The sequence below is a fragment of the Geobacter sp. OR-1 genome (genome assembly GCF_000813145.1).
Classification (GTDB): domain Bacteria; phylum Desulfobacterota; class Desulfuromonadia; order Geobacterales; family DSM-12255; genus Geoanaerobacter.
Genome location: NZ_BAZF01000022.1, coordinates 32,657 through 52,283 on the forward strand (window position 1 = coordinate 32,657; position 19,627 = coordinate 52,283).

16 protein-coding genes, 1 tRNA gene and 1 other RNA gene are annotated in these 19,627 nt (G+C 53.8%); 7 read left to right on the forward strand and 11 right to left on the reverse strand.

Going from position 1 to position 19,627, the window contains the following annotated elements:
* Window positions 1-11: 11 nt before the first annotated feature.
* Genes OR1_RS17540 through OR1_RS17550 form a run of 3 tightly spaced genes read left to right on the forward strand, consistent with a single transcriptional unit; the run spans window position 12 to window position 2,291 of the window.
* Window positions 12-1,181 carry a hypothetical protein gene (locus OR1_RS17540; protein WP_041973696.1) on the forward strand — a complete coding sequence of 390 codons (1,170 nt, stop codon included), beginning with the start codon at window positions 12-14 and terminating at the stop codon, window positions 1,179-1,181.
* Window positions 1,178-1,933 carry a LysM domain-containing protein gene (locus OR1_RS17545; protein WP_041973699.1) on the forward strand — a complete coding sequence of 252 codons (756 nt, stop codon included), beginning with the start codon at window positions 1,178-1,180 and terminating at the stop codon, window positions 1,931-1,933. The genes OR1_RS17540 and OR1_RS17545 overlap by 4 nt, the downstream gene beginning before the upstream one ends.
* A 52-nt stretch (window positions 1,934-1,985) precedes the next feature.
* Entirely contained in the window at window positions 1,986-2,291 is a 306-nt protein-coding gene (locus OR1_RS17550) for a hypothetical protein (RefSeq protein ID WP_041973702.1), read from the forward strand.
* A 214-nt stretch (window positions 2,292-2,505) separates the two neighbouring features.
* Here the strand turns inward: OR1_RS17550 and OR1_RS17555 are convergent, their stop codons facing one another.
* The 3 genes from OR1_RS17555 to OR1_RS17560 form a co-directional block, all read right to left on the reverse strand.
* Window positions 2,506-3,036, reverse strand: a complete 531-nt coding sequence (locus OR1_RS17555; RefSeq protein ID WP_041973704.1) for a hypothetical protein — start codon at window positions 3,034-3,036, stop codon at window positions 2,506-2,508.
* A gap of 85 nt (window positions 3,037-3,121) precedes the next feature.
* Window positions 3,122-4,429, reverse strand: coding sequence for a hypothetical protein (locus OR1_RS22165; protein WP_152609956.1), 1,308 nt, complete (start codon window positions 4,427-4,429; stop codon window positions 3,122-3,124).
* A gap of 671 nt (window positions 4,430-5,100) precedes the next feature.
* On the reverse strand, window positions 5,101-7,929 hold the full coding sequence (locus tag OR1_RS17560; RefSeq protein ID WP_041973707.1) for a tetratricopeptide repeat protein: 2,829 nt from the start codon (window positions 7,927-7,929) through the stop codon (window positions 5,101-5,103).
* A gap of 161 nt (window positions 7,930-8,090) precedes the next feature.
* Between OR1_RS17560 and uvrC the strand changes: the two genes are divergently transcribed.
* From uvrC to OR1_RS17580, 4 genes are all read left to right on the forward strand, one after another.
* On the forward strand, window positions 8,091-9,920 hold the full coding sequence (uvrC, locus tag OR1_RS17565; protein WP_041973708.1) for an excinuclease ABC subunit UvrC: 1,830 nt from the start codon (window positions 8,091-8,093) through the stop codon (window positions 9,918-9,920).
* Between the two features lie 72 nt (window positions 9,921-9,992).
* Window positions 9,993-10,367 carry a hypothetical protein gene (locus OR1_RS17570; protein WP_041973710.1) on the forward strand — a complete coding sequence of 125 codons (375 nt, stop codon included), beginning with the start codon at window positions 9,993-9,995 and terminating at the stop codon, window positions 10,365-10,367.
* Window positions 10,368-10,374: 7 nt separating this feature from the next.
* The gene (locus OR1_RS17575) at window positions 10,375-10,953 is read left to right on the forward strand and encodes a hypothetical protein (protein ID WP_041973712.1); all 579 of its coding nucleotides are present in this window, start codon (window positions 10,375-10,377) and stop codon (window positions 10,951-10,953) included.
* A 33-nt stretch (window positions 10,954-10,986) separates the two neighbouring features.
* Entirely contained in the window at window positions 10,987-11,391 is a 405-nt protein-coding gene (locus OR1_RS17580) for a CoA-binding protein (protein WP_041973715.1), read from the forward strand.
* Window positions 11,392-11,457: 66 nt separating this feature from the next.
* On the opposite strand, the gene OR1_RS17585 is transcribed toward OR1_RS17580, so the two are convergent.
* The 8 genes from OR1_RS17585 to OR1_RS17615 all read right to left on the reverse strand — a co-directional run bounded on the left by OR1_RS17585 (window position 11,458) and on the right by OR1_RS17615 (window position 19,570).
* Window positions 11,458-12,045 carry an ATP/GTP-binding protein gene (locus tag OR1_RS17585; RefSeq protein ID WP_041973717.1) on the reverse strand — a complete coding sequence of 196 codons (588 nt, stop codon included), beginning with the start codon at window positions 12,043-12,045 and terminating at the stop codon, window positions 11,458-11,460.
* Window positions 12,046-12,064: 19 nt separating this feature from the next.
* A complete protein-coding gene (locus OR1_RS17590; protein ID WP_041973719.1) occupies window positions 12,065-12,556 on the reverse strand; it encodes a roadblock/LC7 domain-containing protein in 492 nt (163 codons plus the stop codon).
* A 150-nt stretch (window positions 12,557-12,706) separates the two neighbouring features.
* A complete protein-coding gene (gene nifJ, locus OR1_RS17595) occupies window positions 12,707-16,291 on the reverse strand; it encodes a pyruvate:ferredoxin (flavodoxin) oxidoreductase (RefSeq protein WP_041973721.1) in 3,585 nt (1,194 codons plus the stop codon).
* A 56-nt stretch (window positions 16,292-16,347) separates the two neighbouring features.
* Window positions 16,348-16,941: a recombination mediator RecR gene (gene recR, locus OR1_RS17600; RefSeq protein ID WP_041973724.1), complete on the reverse strand. Its 594-nt coding sequence runs from the start codon at window positions 16,939-16,941 to the stop codon at window positions 16,348-16,350.
* Between the two features lie 219 nt (window positions 16,942-17,160).
* Window positions 17,161-17,475: a YbaB/EbfC family nucleoid-associated protein gene (locus OR1_RS17605; protein ID WP_041973727.1), complete on the reverse strand. Its 315-nt coding sequence runs from the start codon at window positions 17,473-17,475 to the stop codon at window positions 17,161-17,163.
* A 157-nt stretch (window positions 17,476-17,632) separates the two neighbouring features.
* The gene (dnaX, locus tag OR1_RS17610) at window positions 17,633-19,237 is read right to left on the reverse strand and encodes a DNA polymerase III subunit gamma/tau (protein ID WP_370543371.1); all 1,605 of its coding nucleotides are present in this window, start codon (window positions 19,235-19,237) and stop codon (window positions 17,633-17,635) included.
* A 70-nt stretch (window positions 19,238-19,307) separates the two neighbouring features.
* Window positions 19,308-19,406, reverse strand: an RNA gene (gene ffs / locus OR1_RS21785) — signal recognition particle sRNA small type.
* Between the two features lie 73 nt (window positions 19,407-19,479).
* Window positions 19,480-19,570 (reverse strand) — tRNA-Ser (locus tag OR1_RS17615).
* Window positions 19,571-19,627 lie beyond the last annotated feature (57 nt).

The window sequence follows — 19,627 nt, forward strand, 5'->3', positions numbered from 1 at the left end:
AATGCGTGGCCATGATAGACATCCTGTTGATATCGGACCAGCCCAGACTGCATGAAATCCTGTCGGCAACCGGCAAGCTTCCGGACGGAACCCTGAGGATCGCCACGAGCCTGAATCAGGGTCTGGCCGAAATGGCATCCAGGGCGCCCGACATCCTGTTCCTGCAGAATCGGCTCTCCGGGCTATCGGGGTTCATACTGGTCCGTCATGTCAAGGAAACCGGGTCTGCGGCAACCAAAATCGTGCTGCTCACCGACGGCCTGGAGGGGAGTGAAAACTCTTCGGCAGACATCGAACTGTTGACCGGGGTTTCGGACAACGAGCTGTCCGACGCCGTTTCCGAAATAATCGGTGACCAGTTGGGGCTGCAAAAAGGTTCTTCAGAGATGTCGGCACGGGCCATGCTGCTTGGTCCAGCAGCCGACATCAATCGCGACGTCACTGACAGTGTCTCGATCTCGGCCGGTTCCAGCAAGCTTGTCCGAGCTCAACTACCGGCCCCGGACCATGGGGGCAAACCCGCTCTTTCCCATGAGGAGCTCAGCCGCAAGGCAACAATCCTGAGCAGCAGTCCGCCGCCGATCCAATGGGAGAAAAAGCGGCTTGCCGTCGCGATATCAGTAGTTGCGGTCCTGGCAATAATCGGTGTGGCAGCTGCCCTGATAATGCGTGCGGCCAACAGCCCCAAACCAAAGGGAGCTGCCTCGGTCCCTGCGGTTCACACTGCCGCCCCCATGCAAACCTTCAAGCCGGCAACCACTCACCAGCCAGTAGCCCAGCCGGCCAAATCGGTCCAGCAACTCCCGGCCTTTATCCCGGCCAGCGGCATCGACCCGGCTTATGGGGTTGCCAATCCCGGCTGGGAGCGTTATACCTCGGCTGCCCGCGACTATAAACTGTTTCGCGAGTCAGGCGCAATCAGGGCGATCCAGGTGCTTGACCGCCAGGCAACCGGGATATCTCCCGAATTCTTCTCCCGCGTGATCAGGGAAACGGCCAATGTCCGCGATTACCGTCTGCAATCAAAGGAGACAAAAGGGGAATACCTGATCAAGAAAGGGAAGCTATCCGGTTCTGCAGAGGTAATCCTTTACAAGAACAGGTCAGACACCAACCTGCGCGCTTTTGTCTTACATTTCAAACCGCAGGAGACGCTGCCTGCACACAAGGGCCACAAATGAGTTGCAACCGATCCGAAACGAAACCGGCGGTCCATAAGTCCGGTACGCCCGGGCTTATCGCGTTCCTGGCAGTTATCATCTGTATGGCCGGTCGGATCAGTGCGGCCGGTGCCGCAGCACCCGGAGCACAGTTTGAAATCGACCTGAAGGAGCTGGACAAGTTGAAGACGGCGCCGAAACAGGAGCCGGCAAGACCGCGCAAGGAAGCTGCTGCCAGGGCAGCGGAAAAGCGGACCGAAGCCCCGCGGCCATTGAAGGGAAATGTTACCTATACTGTAAAACCTGGCGACAACCTGTTCAAGATCCTGATGCGCGACTTCGGCATGTCCAACCGCGAAGCGGAACTGCGCATCCCGGAACTGGTCCGGATCAACGGTCTCTCCGGCAGCACCAGGCTGACCGTCGGCAGCAAGCTTGTTATCCCGGCCGAGAGGCAGGCCAGGGAGCACCACCACCGGCAGCCGCGCCACGAGGAAACGCGCGCGCCCAAAACGGAGACTCCCGCAGCCGAGGCAGCGCCGGCCGAACCCGCGCCTCCAGTAGCCGCCCCTGTACCACAGGAACCGTCTTCAACCGTGCCGGCCCATGTGGCGGTAAAATCCATCACCGGTGCCGCTCCTTACCAGGCATTGGACCAGCTGCTCGCAGCGCTTTCGCTCCAATGGGAGCGGGACAAGGTGATCGAAGGCACCATCGCCCCACAAAACCCCGGAGAGCTTCAGCATCAAGGTCGATTATTACCTGGAACATGACGCCAGGCGCTACGTACTGGTCGGCAGCAGAAAGGACCCCTACGAATACACCATGCTCCGGTTGCTGGAAATGGCCGGCTACACTGTGATCAGGCTTGACGACCAATCCGGATTGCCCGGTCTGGCAAAGCAACTCCTGACCAGGCTGGGGTTCCAGTTCAGCTCCGGGAAGCATCGGTTCTCCATGTCTGGCAACCCGGCCGAAGCTAGGACCCTCGATGGTTTCCTCGTAACAGTGAAGACACCCGACACCAGGGTCTTCATTACCGACATCCCGCTCGATGCGGTCAGCATCGAAAAGCTGGAGACGACGTCGGTGACGCCGCTCACGGGAGAACCCACAGCAGCTGCACCGTAGGCTCTCCTCCTCCAATTTCTGCAAGCCCAGAGAGTTGCGCCCCCCCAAGCCGTTGAACGTGCTGGCACACAATTATGAGCCCCGATTGCTCGGGGCTCATAATCTTGCTTTATACTTCATGGATTGCTATGTGGTGCCGGAACTGGCTTCATATCACAAGCCGAGCATCTATTAATGTTCCCTTTTATTGCTAAATGGCCTACTAAAGTGTTTATTACAATGTCTTTCCAACTGTTGGCAAGCCACTAGCAATGTCTTCGCCAAGAGGCGCCATGAGTTTTTCAATTGTCCCGACAGTTGTACTCCAGGCTGGTCGATTTTGTGTACGGGAAGCGGTCACAGTCCCAAGAGCCTTGCCAGTCGTGGGGTCAACTATCTTAGCAGCTGCAGTTCCAATCCCATAGGCAAGCATGCGAATTCCACCGTTAAGTGCGGTTATAGAGGGGTATACCTCCAATGCACCGGGTTGTGGTTGATCTGAAAAAACAACTTTTTCAAAGTAGCCAAGCTTCATAGCATATTTTTCAAACTCATCATTAAATGACTTCAATAATGACGTCTTTATGTTAGCAAGCTCTACCTTGTCGTCGTTTTCCACATTTACATAAATTGTTTGCTCAAAAGAGAGAGGACGAACAACAAGAGTAGTATACGGTGCTAAAGCTGTATCTTTTTTGGCCGGAACAGATGAACAGCCTGCCAGAATTGCCACAGCAACAACCATTAGGAACAATTTATTCAACATATAAATCCTCCAATCTGAAAATATTTGCATTATTATTAAGTTAAATTTATCAAGTTAACTAGTTATACTCGTTGGCATGCTTTTATTATTGTTTATACAAATATGCATAACCTGAAAAAGCAATTGAATTATTTCTTAAAATAAGGACATTGCCATATACTGAAGTTGTATTTGATGTAATTGAGTTTGTTCCTATCACTAATCCATTGTCTCCATCAGCAAATCCGATGATCATGCTGTTATCTGGCAAAACTCCGATATAACCTGTTGAACTGATACTAGAAATATTTGCAACTCCATTACTTAATACAGAACATTGTATCGTCCCAGAGTGATAGTTTATGTAATTACTCACTCCTATTGAAGGTCCAATCGTTACTGTAACGCTAGGGCTTACGGTAGAATCTGTTTTCCAAACTTGTTGATTTGTGCTTACGGGAGTCGCTGTTACCGTAACAGATGCTGTGGCATATTTCGAATTATCGACTTGGCTCGTGGCTTTAATATGATAAGTGCCTGCCGCGGAAGGTGCCGTATACACACCGGAGGAATTAACACTTCCACCGTTTGTCTCCAGAACACTCCAAGTTACGTTCTGATTACTGGTTCCTGTTACTGATGCATAAAAATTAATAGTATCATTTACTGGTACAGATGATGAACTTTGGGTTAAGGAGACGGAAATTGGAATCTGAATTGGCGGCAATGGAATATTGTCAATACTGATCTGACCATTGAGAACATTATTGCTTAAAGATGAGTATATTATGGCATTAGTGTCTGCATTCTTGATTACAACATTTCCACCGGCAATATCAATAATGATCATGTCGAAAAGCAGGTCTAACCCCTGATGATTTGCAGTATAAGCATCAGTTAAGAAATTTATGTTACTAACCCCATATTGTTGAAGAAGGTCGTTAAGCAGTGCTTTGATTTGAGAAACTGAGACGGATATCTGCTGTTGAATAGCAAGCATTTTTGCGGCATCCGGCGATGTATAGAATGAGGCTAGGTTGTCGTTGCCGTATGCATGTATCAACGTTAAATTTGTAAATGGGTTAATATTTGCGGTTCCTTTGTCTGTTGCAAAAGAATAGAGAGTATAATTCTGACCGCCTGCGGTTCCGACTGCCTTAAGGATGAATGGTGCTTTTAAGCCAGAGACATTGAAAGAAAAAGAGCCGTTAGCAGAAATGGGGGTTGTTAATTCTTGAGCTGGGTTTGAGGAGTCTTTAAGATATACCGTTCCGACAAGAGGCGAGCCAGTTGCAGCAACACCACTGACTGTCGCAGTTGGCGTGCCTCCCTCCCCACCGCCACCACAACCGGCCATGGCAAACATAACCATAAGACATGACAACAGAGTCAAATAACGCAAACAATTTCTCATACATCCTCCTGATCCATAAAATTCTCACACCTCATGACGTGAGTAAGTAAGTAGCGGAGCAAGTTCATGACGTTACCTAGCTCAACAACCGCATGAAATCACAACCTTTATTTGCACAAAATTAAAAAGCAAATAAAGCTATATTGCATGTTATTTTAAACTGTTTATTAATGCTAAGCGATGATATTGCATTGAAGATTTCCCGTCAGGCCACGGCGGTGTGGGACTGGAAAGCCTACAATCTATTAAAAGCCTTTCTCCTATGAACAAGATTTTGAGATATTGCGAGACAACATAACAAATAACTTAATAATAAAAACTCATGTATAATGCAACACAAAAGTGTATACAACTTTATACAAAATAGCAGTCACCATAACAGTTGACAAAGTTGCCACAACAGGATGAGTCATTAAAACAATAACTACGCCAAGCCCCCCACCCATATCAGCGTAACTTATTGACATTGCGCGGTTTATTCTACTCTAACTTCATTTTGTGTCTTTATTGTAATTAATATTACAGCGGTCATACTTGCATACGAGCTCAAGGCGCCTTCTGTAGCCGAATATGAAGCAATCCATTGCAATCTCGATCTGCGGGCAGAAACAAAAAAGGGCACTGCCTTGTGCGCAGTGCCCATAAATATTCGCAAATTCGCGGTGTTGTAATTAGTACGAATTCCCCAGCTGATCCTGATAGCTGAGCAAGTTCTTCACCTGCAGGTTAGTGCCAACTGCAACTCCTGACTTGACGCGGATCGAGACCCGGGCGCCTTTTTTCTCCCCGGCCCCGAGTTCCTCGAATTTCCAGATATAGTCCCCGCCTCTGCCGCGGCTGACCGCCGGGTCCGAGGCGACCAGTTCCAGAGCATCGGGGAGCAGGCTGCGCATCTCGACCACCTTGGCGATGCTGGAGCCACGGTTGGTGCAGGTCAGGTCAAAGGTGGCCACTTCTCCGGGCCGCAAGCGGCCACCGCGGCCGGTCATGGCAAGCTCCACCAGGGGTCTGGAATAGGCCAGCTTGATACTGACCGCGGCGCTCTTCTTCCGGTCTCCTTCAGGCTCAAAGGTTATAGAGAGCGGGACGCTGGCTCCATCGCTTTCATTGGCCGGGGTCTTGAGTTCCAGAATGACATAGGCCTCTTCACGCGGCGACAGGGGACCGATATGGTTGATGACCGGGTCGTTGGGCTGCCTGATCCCGTCACGGTTGAGATCCTGGTAAAGGGTGTAGGTTACGTTGGCCGGGATGTTCGGCCGGATCGGGAAATCCTCCCGCTGGTTGCCGGTGTTGGTGACGATCAGCGGAATGGTCACAGTCTGGCCGGGGATGACGAGCAGCCGGTCGGAGGTGCTGCGGGCGGCGACGCCGCTTATCCCCTGTACCAGGGAAACTGCCGACACAAAGGAATCCGAGGTCTCCAGATCATTGTTGATAAGGTCGCCGCGCAGGAACAGCTCTTGGCGAGCTATGGCCTCGTCCTTGAGCTGGAAGGTCACGCTCAACTCCCGGGTTTCGCCGGATTCAAGCTTGAGTCCGTCCAGAAGGAGCGCGGCCTTCATCTCCTGCTTGAACCCTGACTTGATCGGATCGACCGGCTCGTAGAGCGGCGGGTAATTCATCCGGAGCAGAACGCCGCTGGCTGGCGCAGAACCTATGTTCAACAGGGTGACCCGGTAGGTAACCTTTTCGCCGGGAGCGATTTCTTTCCGGTCCGTGTTGATCACCGCCCTGAGCAGCGGCGCCGAGGCGATGAGCGTAACCTGCCTGGACTGCGAGACGTCGCGGGCATACTTGGAGGCCAGCTTGACCGGGAAGCTGATCTTCTGGCCGTCAATTACCCCTTTCGGGATGCTGATCCCCATAACCCCTTTGAAGTGTTGTCCGGGGGCAAGCTGCGGGGTGAGGTTTACCGGCACCTCTGTATTCTCACTGGAGAAGAACTGGACCCCATATTCGGCCGGGAACCCGGACTCGAGATAAAAACTGTCTTCACCGTTGCCGCGATTGATCACCTCGAACGGCATCGTAATCCTTCGGCCAACCGGGAAAACCTGGCCGGCGGTATCGACATTGAACTCCACATCCACGAACTGGCCTACTTCGAGGGTCAACACCTGGGTGGTGACCGGGGGCTGGGTAGGGGGCAATGATTTGGCCAGGCTGCCGCCGGCCGGATAATCGACACCCATCGCCTTGAGCTTGGCCGATGCCGCCTCTGCCCCGCTGCTGCCGGGTGAAGAGTCGATAATCTTCCGGTATCCGGCAATGGCCTGCTCCCGCGCCGTCTCAACCGGTTTGGCAGATTTACTCCGTTTTCCGGCAGCACGGGAAGCGGATTTTTTACCGGCAGCGATCCGTTTCTGCTCGCTAGCAGCCTTGGCCACGGCAACACGCTTCTGGGCTTCGGCCTCTTTTTCCCGTGCCAGCCGCTCCTCTTCAGCCTTCTTTGCCGCAAGCCGCTCTTTTTCGGCCGTCTCTGCCGCAATCCTGGCGGCAGCAGCCTTTTCCGCAGCAAGCCGCTTCTGTTCGACCTCGGCCTTATCCTGGGCAACCCTCTCCGCTGCCCCCTTTTCGTTTGCCAGCCGTTCTGTTTCGGCCTTTTCTTTCGCGGATCTTTCCGCAGCTATCCGCTCACGCTCGGCCTTTTCTCCGACCACCCTTTCGGCCTCGGCCTTCTCTGCCGCGATTCGAAGCCGTTCCTGTTCCGCCTTTTCCTTGGCAAGACGTTTGGTCTCCGCCCGCTCCAGCGCAACCCTTTCCTGCTCGGCGCGGTCGAGGTCAGCCTTTGCCGCTGCCAGCCGCTCGTTTTCCAGTTTTTCAGCAGCAGCCTTCTCTGCCGCGGCCTTCGCCAGCGCCTGCTGCCGCTCTGCGGCTACAGCAGCCTCGCGGGCTGATCTTTCGGTCTCGGCCTTTTCCCGGGCAAGCCGCTCGGTTGCCGCTTTTTCGGCGGCAAGTTTTTCCGCCGCAACCTTCTCCAGTTCAGCTGTTTCCCGCGCTGTCCGCTCTGCAGCAGCGCGCTCCGACGCCAGACGGCTTTCCTCTGCGGCCGCCTTATCTGCTGCGGTTTTCCTGTCGGCAACCCTTTCAGCCTCCGCCTTGCGGCCTTCAGCATCAGCCTTGTCATTCTTGGCGTATGCCGTAGCCAGGGCCACCAGCTCATCCTCCACGGTCCCCTTCAGCGGATTGTCCGGGTACTCGCGGAAGAATTGCGCCATGTACCGGGCCGCGGAATCCTTGTCCCCGGCCTTGTAGCTGGCGCGCGCCAGCCAGAAGATCGCCATGTCGCGCAACTGGGTATCAGGGTAGTTCTTCAGAACCTGCGCCATCTTTTCGGCAGCGACCGCGTAATCCTTTTTCTGGTAGGCATTGAATCCGGTTATGAACAGCTGGGTATCCTGGGAATCCAAGGCGTTGGAAGGGGCAGGGATCAAGAGAAGACATAAAAGGAGCCCGACAAGGCACCTGCTGACAATTGGTCGAATGGATACTGGCACTGGCGCGCTCTCTCTTAAGCTACTTTTGTGAAATGCTGCCGAAAAATAGCACCAACCGCAAGCGTTGTCAACGACGAATGGGGCTTGCGCAAGCCGCTAACGGGCTGTTGCCTTGCGCGCATTCGATTGCATCGCCCCGCACAAGGCAGTATAATCGCCCCATGATTTCCAGCGACTCAATTTCCCGGCTGCCCCCTTCGCCGGGGGTGTACCAGATGAAAGGGGCTAACGGCGACATCCTGTACGTGGGGAAGGCCAGAAATCTCCGGCAAAGGGTCAGGTCGTACTTCGGCAGCTCAAGAGACTCCCGCTACCAGGTCCGTTTTCTGGTGGAGCAGGTCTTCGATATCGACTGTATCGTCACGGACACTGAAAAAGAGGCCCTGATCCTCGAAAATACCCTGATCAAGCAGCACCGGCCCAAATACAACATCAACCTCCGCGACGACAAGACCTACTTCTCGCTCCGCCTGGATATGAACGAGAAATTCCCCCGGCTTATGGTGGTCCGCAAGGTTGCAAAAGACGGGGCAGCCTATTTCGGGCCTTATGCCTCCGCAACCGCAGCACGTACCGTAATGAAGCAGCTGCAGCGGATTTTCCCTCTCCGCCGTTACCCCTTGGCAACCTGCAGCCGCCGTAAACGGCCCTGCCTTTTTTACCAGATCGGGCAGTGCTCCGGTCCGTGTCACGGCCTGATCAGCGAAGATGACTACCGATCGCTCGCTGAAGGGGTAGCGTTGTTCCTTTCCGGCAAGGATCGCGACCTGGTCAGGGGTTATCATCAAAAGATGGCCGATGCTGCTGCCCGTGAGCGATACGAAGAGGCGGCGCGGTACCGGGACATCCTTAAAGCTATCGATACTACCCTGGAACGACAGAAGATGGTGACTAACGGTGAAGATATCGATGTCGTCGGGCTCTATCGCGACGAGAACCGCCTGACCCTTGTTCTGCTTTTCATCCGCGGCGGCACGCTTACCGGCAGCCGCAATTTCTCGTTTTCCTGGGAGTTGGACGACGCGGAGGCGCTTGCATCATTTCTGGATGAATACTATGGGCAGGACCCACTGATCCCCGGCACTCTCCTGCTGCCGCTCCCCCTGCCCGAGCATGCCGGTCTGGCCGAATTCCTGGCCGAAAAACGGGGTAAGCGCGTCGACATTACGGTCCCGCGCCGCGGGATAAAGGCCGAACTTGTGGAACTGGCGGCCAAAAATGCCGAAAACGCCGCAACAGAGCAAAGGAATAAACACGAAGGGTCCCAGGCGATCCTTCTGGAACTAAAGGAACGGCTCCATCTGGCAAAGCTCCCCAAACGAATCGAGTGTTATGACATCTCGACCTTTCAGGGGCAGCAGAGTGTCGGCAGCAGGGTGACCTTTGTCGATGGCGAGCCGTTCAAGGAGGGATACCGCCGCTACCGGATCAGAAAAGACGGCCGTACCGATGACTTCGGCATGATGACCGAAGTGCTGACCCGCCGCTCTCGGAAGGGTGATGCAGACCCGCTCCCCGATCTCCTGATTGTGGACGGCGGGCTGGGACAGTTGGGCGTCCTGACCCGTGTCCTGTCAGATCTGGGGCTGGTCGGGGTCGAAACCGCGGCCCTGGCCAAAAGCCGGGTTTACTCCTCGGTCGCCGATGTCGAGGTCGAGCGGACTGCCGAGCGGGTGTTCCGTCCCGGCAGAAAGAACCCGATTGTGCTCAGGCAAAATTCACAGGCACTGCTTCTTCTGGCAAGGATCCGCGACGAGGCGCATCGCTTCGCCGTGACCTATCACAAACTGGTCCGGGGAAAGGCCGCTCTGCACTCGACTCTGGAAGATATTCCCGGAGTGAGTACCGGGTTAAGCAAGCGGCTTCTAAAGCAATTCGGCAGCTTGGCAGAGATCAGCAATGCATCGGTTGCCGAAATTGCCGCGACTCCGGGAATATCGATCAAACTTGCCGGAGAAATATCTGCGCACCTCGCGAATAATCGCGACTGAAACGGCCCGGTTAGGTATAATCCGTTTCTCTGCTATACTTCCTGAAGACATCCACATTACAGGAGACTTGACATGCCAATTTCAAAATCCCGCGTCCTTTCCTGGATTATTGGACTGATCCTGCTTTTGATCGCCTCTTTTTCGGCATACACCTGGTTTTCACTCAACTGGAGCTATTCAAAGGGAGAGCGCACTGGTTACGTACAGAAATTTTCCCACAAGGGGTGGCTGTGCAAGACCTGGGAGGGCGAACTGACCATGCTCCCTGTTCAGGGGATGGTGCCTGAAAAATTCGCCTTTTCTGTCAGAAGCGATGCCCTTGCCGGCGAGATCACCCGGAATATGTCCAAGAGGCTGGCTCTTACCTATGAGCAGCACAAGGGAGTCCCAACGCGCTGTTTCGGCGAGTCCGAGTACTACGTGACCGCCATGAAGGTTATGGAGTAACGTGTCCATGAAAGGAGTCAATTCACCGCGCTACCGGTTGGCGGGAACGCTCGCCATGATTAATGCCCTGCTCACCATACCCTGGTTCATCATGACGTTTCTTCTCACCGAAAAGGGAGGGGTATGGCCCAAAGTAGCCGAGATCCTCATGCAGACAAGCAGTACATTCATTTTTGTCTTCATTTCACTGGCTCTCAAGAAACTACTGAACAACGTCCACGATTTTCATGCAACTGATCGATACATCATGTGGCTGATCAAGGCAAATATAGTCCTGACAGCCATAAGCGTGGTCGGGGTGGTATTACCCTCGTTTGCCTCATCCGTTGGTGTACTCACCCTTATCTTCGTAATTCCCATGGGGATACTGCAACTTATTTTCGGCCTGAAACTCTTGCAGCTTCCGGGCGATCTCGGCGGACTGCACCGTCCATACTGTTACCTCAACATCATCACCGGATTTTCCCTGGCAGCCATTATTCTCCTGCCGCTCGGAATCTTTTCCGGGGCAGTAGCAGACATAATGCTGGGCACAATTTTCTTTCAAATGGCCAGCCATGGTACACTTATAGACACAGAGGCATAATTGCAGTCATGCTAAACGTAATGAGGAGCCATCATGGTGACAAGGGAACAGATCGATAGTTTTTTCGCCTCTCCCGCATTCGGCGTGGTAGGGGCATCAACAGACAGAAACAAATACGGCAACAAGGTGCTCAGGTGTTACCTGCAGAACGGGAAAAGGGCCATTCCGGTTCATCCGAGCGAAACCATTGTTGAAGGGGTTGCGACAGTACCTAATGTTTCCGCCCTTCCCGATGAAGTAAAGAGCATCTCCGTGATCACACCTCCCAGGATAACCGAGCAGATAGTGATCGAGGCGATCAGCAAGGGGATCACATCCATCTGGATGCAACCCGGGGCAGAGAGCGCTGCCGCAATTAACAGCTGCCAGGCAGCGGGGATAAACGTCATTGCCGACGGCAGCTGCCTGCTGGTGGTCCTGGGGTATCGGGACCATTGACAACCCGCAAAATGAAAACGGCCCGGAAGATACCCGGGCCGTTTTCACATCTATGTTATCTGTATTCTACTTGCCTTGCTTAAGATCGATCAATATCAGTTTGGCAACCGCCTTGAGTGTTTCGAAAACCCCTTCTCCCGTAGTCGCACAGGCCTCAAACTCCGGAACCTTCGTCGGGTTCAGCTCTTTCTGCAGCTCTTCCAGAGGCACGGCATTGGGGAGGTCACGCTTATTGTACTGAACTACGAACGGAAGCTTGTCCAGATCATACCCCTGCTCCTGCAGGTTGAACCTGAGGTTTTCCAGCGACTCCAGATTGGCATCCATCCGCTCTTCCTGTGAGTCGGCAACAAACACTACGCCATCAACACCTTTGAGAATAAGCTTCCGGGAGGCGTCGTAAAAAACCTGCCCAGGGACAGTGTAAAGATGAAAGCGCGTCTTGAACCCGCGGATCTCCCCCAGAGCCAGCGGAAGAAAATCGAAAAAAAGTGTCCGCTCTGTTTCCGTTGCCAGTGATATCATCTTGCCTTTGGCGTCAGGGGCAGTCTTTTGATAAACATATTGAAGATTTGTAGTCTTTCCGCAAAGACCAGGCCCGTAATATACAATTTTACAGTTGATCTCGCGGGAAGCATAGTTGATGAAAGACATCTGGACTTACCCCGCTACGTTATCTAAACAGGTTGTCAATATCATCGTCAGTGATTTCGGCGAAGGGGAAATCGGTATCGCCACTCTTTTCCTTCTCTTCGGATTTCTGCATAAGACGATTGAAGATCGTGGTCAGTTCATCGGAGGCCTTTTTCACTCTCAGCCTGACCAGACCAAGAGACGAGCGGCTGTCAAACAGGACCACGAGGATTACCCGGCCACCCACGATGGAAATGTGAAGGTTATCTTTCTCACCTTCGTGAAAGAGTATGGAAAACTCCTTCTCGCCGATAAGTTTGGCAAGGCCGCCGGTTGCGGCAATATTGCCGGCCGTAAGCGATGCCAGAGAGGTGGTATCAAACTTGTCGACCTCGCCGACACCTGCAATCAACTGGCCGTTCTTGTCGACCAGAAAGATCACCTTGGCATTGGCTTCCCTCAGAAGCTTTTCAATCGCTCCCTGAATCTGCTTGAATTCCTCGTCGTACATGACCAACTGAGGATTCGCCATCGACAACTCCTTGAAGGAAGGGGGATTGGGGGTAACCGCTACTCTATAACAGAATTATAAACGGCATTCAATATTTTTCAAGGTTTGCAGCAAATGAAAAAGCCCCGACGGCGTTCCGGCCGTCGGGGCTTATCAGTTATACTCCGGACATTACTTGTCGCCGGATTCGTCGAAATTAAGCGCAGCCAGTTTCTGATAGTACCCGAAATGGGCTTTGGCCCATTCACCGGCCTTCTTCATAAGTTCGTCAGCTTGCTTGGGGTTGGCCTTTTTCAGCATCCGATACCGGTTTTCATTGTTGGTATACTCGCTGAATTCGATGGTTGCAGCCTTGCTATCGAGCTGCAGCGGGTTCTTCTTCTCGGCAGCCAGTGCCGGGTTGTAGCGGTAAAGCGGCCAGTAGCCGGACTGTACGGCCTTTTTCTGGGCATCCACCCCAGCGGTCATGTTGATGCCATGGGCAATGCAGTGAGCGTAGGCAATGATAATCGAAGGCCCATTATATGCCTCTGCTTCCAGCATGGCCTTGATGCACTGAGCCGGGTTGGCCAGGGAAACCTGCGCCACGTAGACCGAGCCGTAGGACATGGCAATCATGCCCAGGTCCTTCTTGCTCACCGGCTTGCCACCGGCGGCAAAGAGTCCGACAGCTCCCATTGGCGTTGATTTGGAGGCCTGGCCGCCGGTATTGGAATAGACCTCAGTGTCCAGCACGAACAGGTTGATGTTTTTGCCTGAGGCAATGACATGGTCCAGACCTCCGAAACCGATGTCATATGCCCAGCCGTCACCACCGATACACCAAACCGACTTTTTGACCAGATAGTCGATGATCGGCAGGAGTTGCTGAGCTGCCTTTTCCTTGCACCCTTTCATAGCTGCTTTCAGTTCGTCAACCCTCTTACGCTGGGCTTCTACGCCACCCTGACTGGACTGGTCGGCAGCGAGAATATCCTTCATCAGCTTGACATTGGGCTTGCAGGATTTGCAGTCGCAGCTGATCAGCTCATTCAGGTAGTCCTGCGCAGACTTGGTGAACTGATCCACGGTCAGACGCATGCCGTAACCGAACTCTGCGTTGTCTTCGAACAGTGAGTTGGACCAGGCCGGGCCACGGCCGTCGGCACGTTGTGCATACGGGGTTGTGGGCAGGTTGCCGCCGTAAATGGAGGAACAACCGGTGGCATTGGCAACCAGCATCCGGTCGCCGAAGAGCTGGGTCAACAGCTTCAGGTAAGGGGTCTCGCCGCAGCCGGCACAAGCCCCGGAGTACTCGAATAGAGGCCGAATCAACTGGTTGCTGCGCAAGGTGTCCAGCTTGACCTGGGTCGCATCCACATCGGGCAGACTGAGGAAGAAATCGAAGTTCTCAACTTCCTGGGCACGCAACGGCGGCTGGAAATGCATGTCGAGCGCCTTGTGGTTCTGGTTCTGCTTATCCTTTGCCGGGCAGTTATAGGCGCAGGCGCCACAACCGGTGCAGTCTTCCGGGGCCACCTGGACGGTCAGCTTCTTGCCTGCCATCTCGGGAATCTTGCAATCCACCGATTTGAAGGTCTTGGGAGCGCCTTTGAGGAGCTTTGCGTCAAACGCCTTAAGGCGCACCGAGGCATGGGGGCACACAAAGGAGCAGATGCCGCACTGGATGCAGATTTTTTCGTCCCATACCGGGATCTCGGTGGCGATGTTGCGTTTTTCGTACTGGGAGGTCGCAGTCGGGAACGTTCCGTCGGCCGGCATCTTGGAAACCGGCAGATTATCCCCGAGTCCTGCAACCATGACGCCGGTGACATCCTTGACGAATTTCGGGGCCTTGCTGGAAACGGCAGCAGCCATCTTCAGCTTGCTGGTGGCCTTGGAGGGGACCTTGACTTCGTAGAAGTTGTTCAGACCCGCGTCTACAGCCTTGTAGTTCATCTCCAGAACCTTCTCGCCGGCCTTGCCGTAAGACTTCTTGATTGCATCTTTGATAGAAGCCACTGCATCCTTGAGCGGGATAATATTGGAGATCTTGAAGAAAGCGGTCTGCATGATCACGTTGATGCGGGGTCCGAGGCCGATTTCATTGCCCAGCTTGACGCCGTCGATCACATAGAATTTCATCTTCTTGGCGATTATCTGCTGCTGCACTTCCTTGGGCATGGTGTCCCAGACTTCTGCGGCGCTGAAGGGGGCGTTAAGGAGGAAGGTGGCGCCGGTCTTGGCCTTGGCCAGCATGTCGTATTTCTCCAGGAAGGAGAAGTTGTGGCACGCCACGAAGTCGGCCTCCTGCACCAGGTACGGTGCGCGGATGTACTTCTTGCCGAAGCGAAGATGCGAGGTTGTCATCGACCCGGCTTTCTTGGAATCGTACACAAAGTAGGCCTGAGCGTTATTGCTGGTCTCCTCGCCGATGATCTTGATCGAGTTCTTGTTGGCGCCTACGGTGCCGTCGGAACCGAGGCCGAAGAACATCGCCTCGTATACCCCTTCCATGGGGTTCTTGTAGGCGTAGTCAACTTTAAGGCTGCAGTTGGTAACATCTTCCTCGATGCCAACCACGAAATTGCTCTTCGGCTTGGCAGCCTTGAGGTTATCAAGGACCGCCTTGGCCATGGCCGGGTTGAACTCCTTGGAGCCAAGTCCGTAGCGGCCGCCCACGATAACCGGATAGCCGTCACATTTGAACTTGCCGCTGGCCATGGCTTCGCCGATGGCGGTGCGGACATCTAGGTAGATTGGTTCGCCAAGTGAGCCAGGCTCTTTGGTACGGTCCAGCACAGCGATCTTCTTGACGGTCTTGGGCAGCGCCTTGATAAAGGCATCCAGCGGGAACGGCCGATAGAGGCGAATCTTGACTACGCCGACCTTTTCACCCTTCTTAACCAGATTTTCGACGGTATCCTGAACAACATCGGCTCCGGAACCCATCACGACGACAATGCGCTCTGCATCCTTTGCACCGACATAGTCTACCAGCTTGTACTTGCGTCCGGTAAGCTTGGCGAACTTGTCCATCTCTTCCTGCACAATCTTCTCGCAGGCAGGATAGTATGCGTTTACTGTTTCGCGCCCCTGGAAATAGACATCGGGGTTCTGTGCGGTACCACGCATTACAGGCTTGTCCGGTGAAAGGCCTCGCGCTTTGTGCTCGGCAATAAGCTTGTCGTCCAGCATGGCACGCATCTCGTCAAATGAGAGCTCGGTTACCTTCTGGATTTCATGGGAGGTACGGAAGCCGTCAAAGTAGTGCAGAAACGGCACCCTGCTCCGCAGCGTCGAGGACTGAGCAAGAAGAGCGAAGTCCATTACTTCCTGGACATTGTTGGAACAAAGGAAGGCCCAGCCAGTGCAACGGCAGGTCATGACATCCGAGTGATCACCGAAAATCGAGAGCGCCTGGGCAGCAATGGCCCTTGCCGAGACGTGGAAGACAGTGGAAGTCAGTTCGCCGGCGATCTTGAACATGTTCGGGATCATCAACAACAAACCCTGGCTTGCCGTAAAGGTGGTGGTCAATGCGCCGGCCTGAAGGGCACCATGTACGGCACCGGCTGCGCCCCCCTCCGACTGCATCTCGACCACTGAAGGAACATTGCCCCAAATGTTCTGCTCTCCCACGGCACTCTTGGCGTCAGAGATCTCACCCATAACCGATGACGGGGTGATCGGATAGATGGCAATGACCTCGTTGGTGGCGTGGGCCACGTGGGCGGCGGCAGTGTTGCCGTCGATGGTTACCATTTTGCGACTCATGAACTTTCCTCCTGTCTTGCTGATTGGTAAAGCGGAAGGCAGCTGCCATTCACACCCTAAAACTCGGAACGTCCCTCTACCGCCCTCTGGACAGTAGCAGCATCTACATACTCGATATCACTCCCGAGCGGGATGCCGTGAGCGAGACGGGTCACCTTTAAACCGAGATCCTTCAGGATCTTGGCCAGATATAACGCCGTTGCCTCGCCTTCGACTGAAAAATTCGTCGCAAGTATCACTTCTCTGGTCTGAGAGTGACGTAACCGTTCCAGCAGCTCGGCAATTCGCAGCTGTGACGGTGTGATTCCGGAAAGGGGAGACAACGCTCCCTGCAACACGTGATACTTCCCGCGAAATGCGTGGCTACGTTCAATTGCCAGCATATCCTGGGACTCTTCTACCACGCATATGACGGAATCGTCACGGCCTCCGGAGCAGATGACACAGGGGTCATCCTCGGTAATGCCGAAACAGACCGAGCACAAATGCACGTTCTTAGCGACAGATATAAGACTATTTGCCAGAGCCTCTATATTCCCCGGAGACTTAAGCAAATGAAAAGCAAGCCGGAGGGCGGTCTTTTCGCCGACCCCCGGCAGTTTTTTTAGTTCCAGTAAAAGTCTTCCAAATGACGCTGAAAACTGTAGCATATTTTGACCAAAGGTAAAACATTTTTCTATAGTAAGTTTCAGTAAAAAAGTTTATCCACAATAAAAGCACTTAAACAGCTACTATCATTATCAGTTTCGCGTAAAATGCCCTTAGAATTCCCCTGGGGAAAAGTTACCTTCAACTACCGGGGGGAGTCAGGGCGAAAAAGACCGCCCGATTTTGCCGGCATCGGACTCGTTACCCAGTTTTTACTAAGACTAAAATAGGCCCGGTATATTGATGCCGCCTGTCACCTTGCTCATCTGCTCCGACATCTCCAGCTGCACCTTCGCCATTGCCTCGTTTACAGCAGCCTTGACAAGGTCCTGCAGCATTTCGACATCTTCCGGATCAACGGCCTCTTTTTTAATTGAAAGAGATACTATCTGGTGCTTGCCGGTCACAACAACCGTAACAGCCCCCCCACCTGCAGCTGCCTCGACAGTCTTAGAGGCTGCATCTTCCTGCAGCTTTGCCATGCGCTGCTGCATCATCTGAGCTTGCTTCATTATGTGGGCCAAACCTTTTGACATTACCTTGTCCTCCTGTTTTTTGTTTGATAATTGATTATCGGGTAATTATTGGATGGGCTCGATCTTGTTGATCGAGCCGCCAAACAGTTCTACCGCGGCCTGAACCAACGGATTGGATCTGGCAGTCTCTTCAAGCATCTTGGTGCGCTCAGCCTGATCAATGCGTTTTTTTTTCCGCGATGCTCATTGGGGCGTCACCGGCACTGCCGCTCACAGTCTTAAGCCGAACCGATACCGACTCACCGAAATAGACCTTTGCCAATCCGTTCAGATCAGAAAGCATTGCCGGTGAGTTGAGTGCGCTGAAGTGAAAGGAATTGGGTGGGAACCCAACTTCAAGGGCACCATCCGAGGCCGTCAACGGGCGCGCGTCCTCCAACAGGGAACCGATCATCGGCTTTTCCCGGCAAACCCACGCCACAAATCCCGGCCAATCAGATGCCCACGAAGATGAACCTTTCGCCCCCACGGAAGGAGCTGGGCGGGAAACCGCCTGATTGGCATCGGTCTTGGGAAGAGACGCGGCGGTCTCGCTTGCGGGGGGGCGGGGAGGTTGTTGGCGGGGCGACGATCCGCGCGTCCACGAAGGAGCAGGGGATGAGACCATTCCTGATCCCGAAATAGCACTCCGCAAGCCATCAAGGCGGGAAAGCAGCTCCTGAGCGGGAAGCACGGGAACGAGCATGGCCATCTTCAGTAATGCCATCTCAAGCACCAGTCTCGGAAACCCGGTATGGGCCATATCGCTCTCGGCTTTGATCAAAATGGCCACATGACGATACAGATCGACAAGATCTACTGTCTGAGCCTGGGTATGAATCTCCTTCAATTCAGCCTCGGAAAGATCGGCATACTCGGCAATATCGCCAACTGCCTTGCAGAGGGTGATCAGACGAAAATGCTCAACCAGTTCCTGGCAGAATTGTCTTATGTTGTAACCATTGGCATCGACCTGCTTTACAATTTCGAGCAGTGATCGAGAATCCCTGTTGAATACCGATTGCGAAGCCAGCACCAACAATCTCCGGTCTACGACACCCAGCAGGGCTACGACATCCTCATCGGAAACCGTGGTGCCGCAAAATGCCAGCACCTGGTCAAGCGTTGACAAAGAGTCCCGCATGCTGCCGTCACCCTTGCGGCCAACCATTGCGAGTGCGGCCTCCGATATCTCCACCCCTTCTTGATCGACGATGTAACGAAGGCGGGCCACCACGACCGGCAAGGCAATCCGCCTGAAGTCGAATCTCTGGCAGCGGGAAAGGATTGTTATCGGGACCTTGTGGGGTTCGGTAGTCGCAAAGATGAACTTTACATGCGGAGGGGGCTCTTCAAGAGTCTTAAGCAGCGCATTGAATGCACTGGTTGAAAGCATGTGGACTTCGTCAATAATGAATATCTTGGCACGAAGCCTGGATGGTAGGTATTTGACATTTTCCCGGAGTTCGCGAACATCGTCTACCCCGGTGTTTGAGGCGCCATCGATTTCAATGACGTCAACTGCGACCCCGGAAGTAATTTCGTCGCAAGCCGGACATGCGTTACACGGCTCAGCTGCCGGACCGTGTTCGCAGGTCAGGGCCTTGGCAAGGATCCTGGCCGCACTGGTCTTTCCAACCCCTCTGGCTCCGGTAAAAAGAAATGCATGAGCGACCCGGCCCGAATGTATCGCGTTCTGCAGGGTCTGGCTGACATGCTCTTGACCCACTAGGTCGCCGAACTTTTGCGGTCGCCATTTTCTGGCCAGTACAAGGTATGACACGATTCCTGCCTCGCTTTATTCCGACAGGCCGGGAAAATCCGCCCCCAGAAACAACTTTGCGGATACAGCTGATAGCTGGGCTGCCCCACGGCACACGGAGTGGGTTACTGCCGCTGCTTCCTTCCGGACCTGACGGGGTTCATAACCTTCCATTGCGTGGGACCCAGCTATCAGCTGTATCCGCAAGGGTCTTGCAGGGGGGGCCGACCCTTTCAGCCTGGGCGGCGCTGTGAGGGTGAAAATGGCGGAGAGAGTGGGATTTGAACCCACGGTACGGTATTAGCGTACACACGATTTCCAATCGTGCTCCTTCAGCCGCTCGGACATCTCTCCGTAACGCGGAACTATAGTATAGCTCCCTTTGTTTTGTAAAGAAATTTGTGATGATTC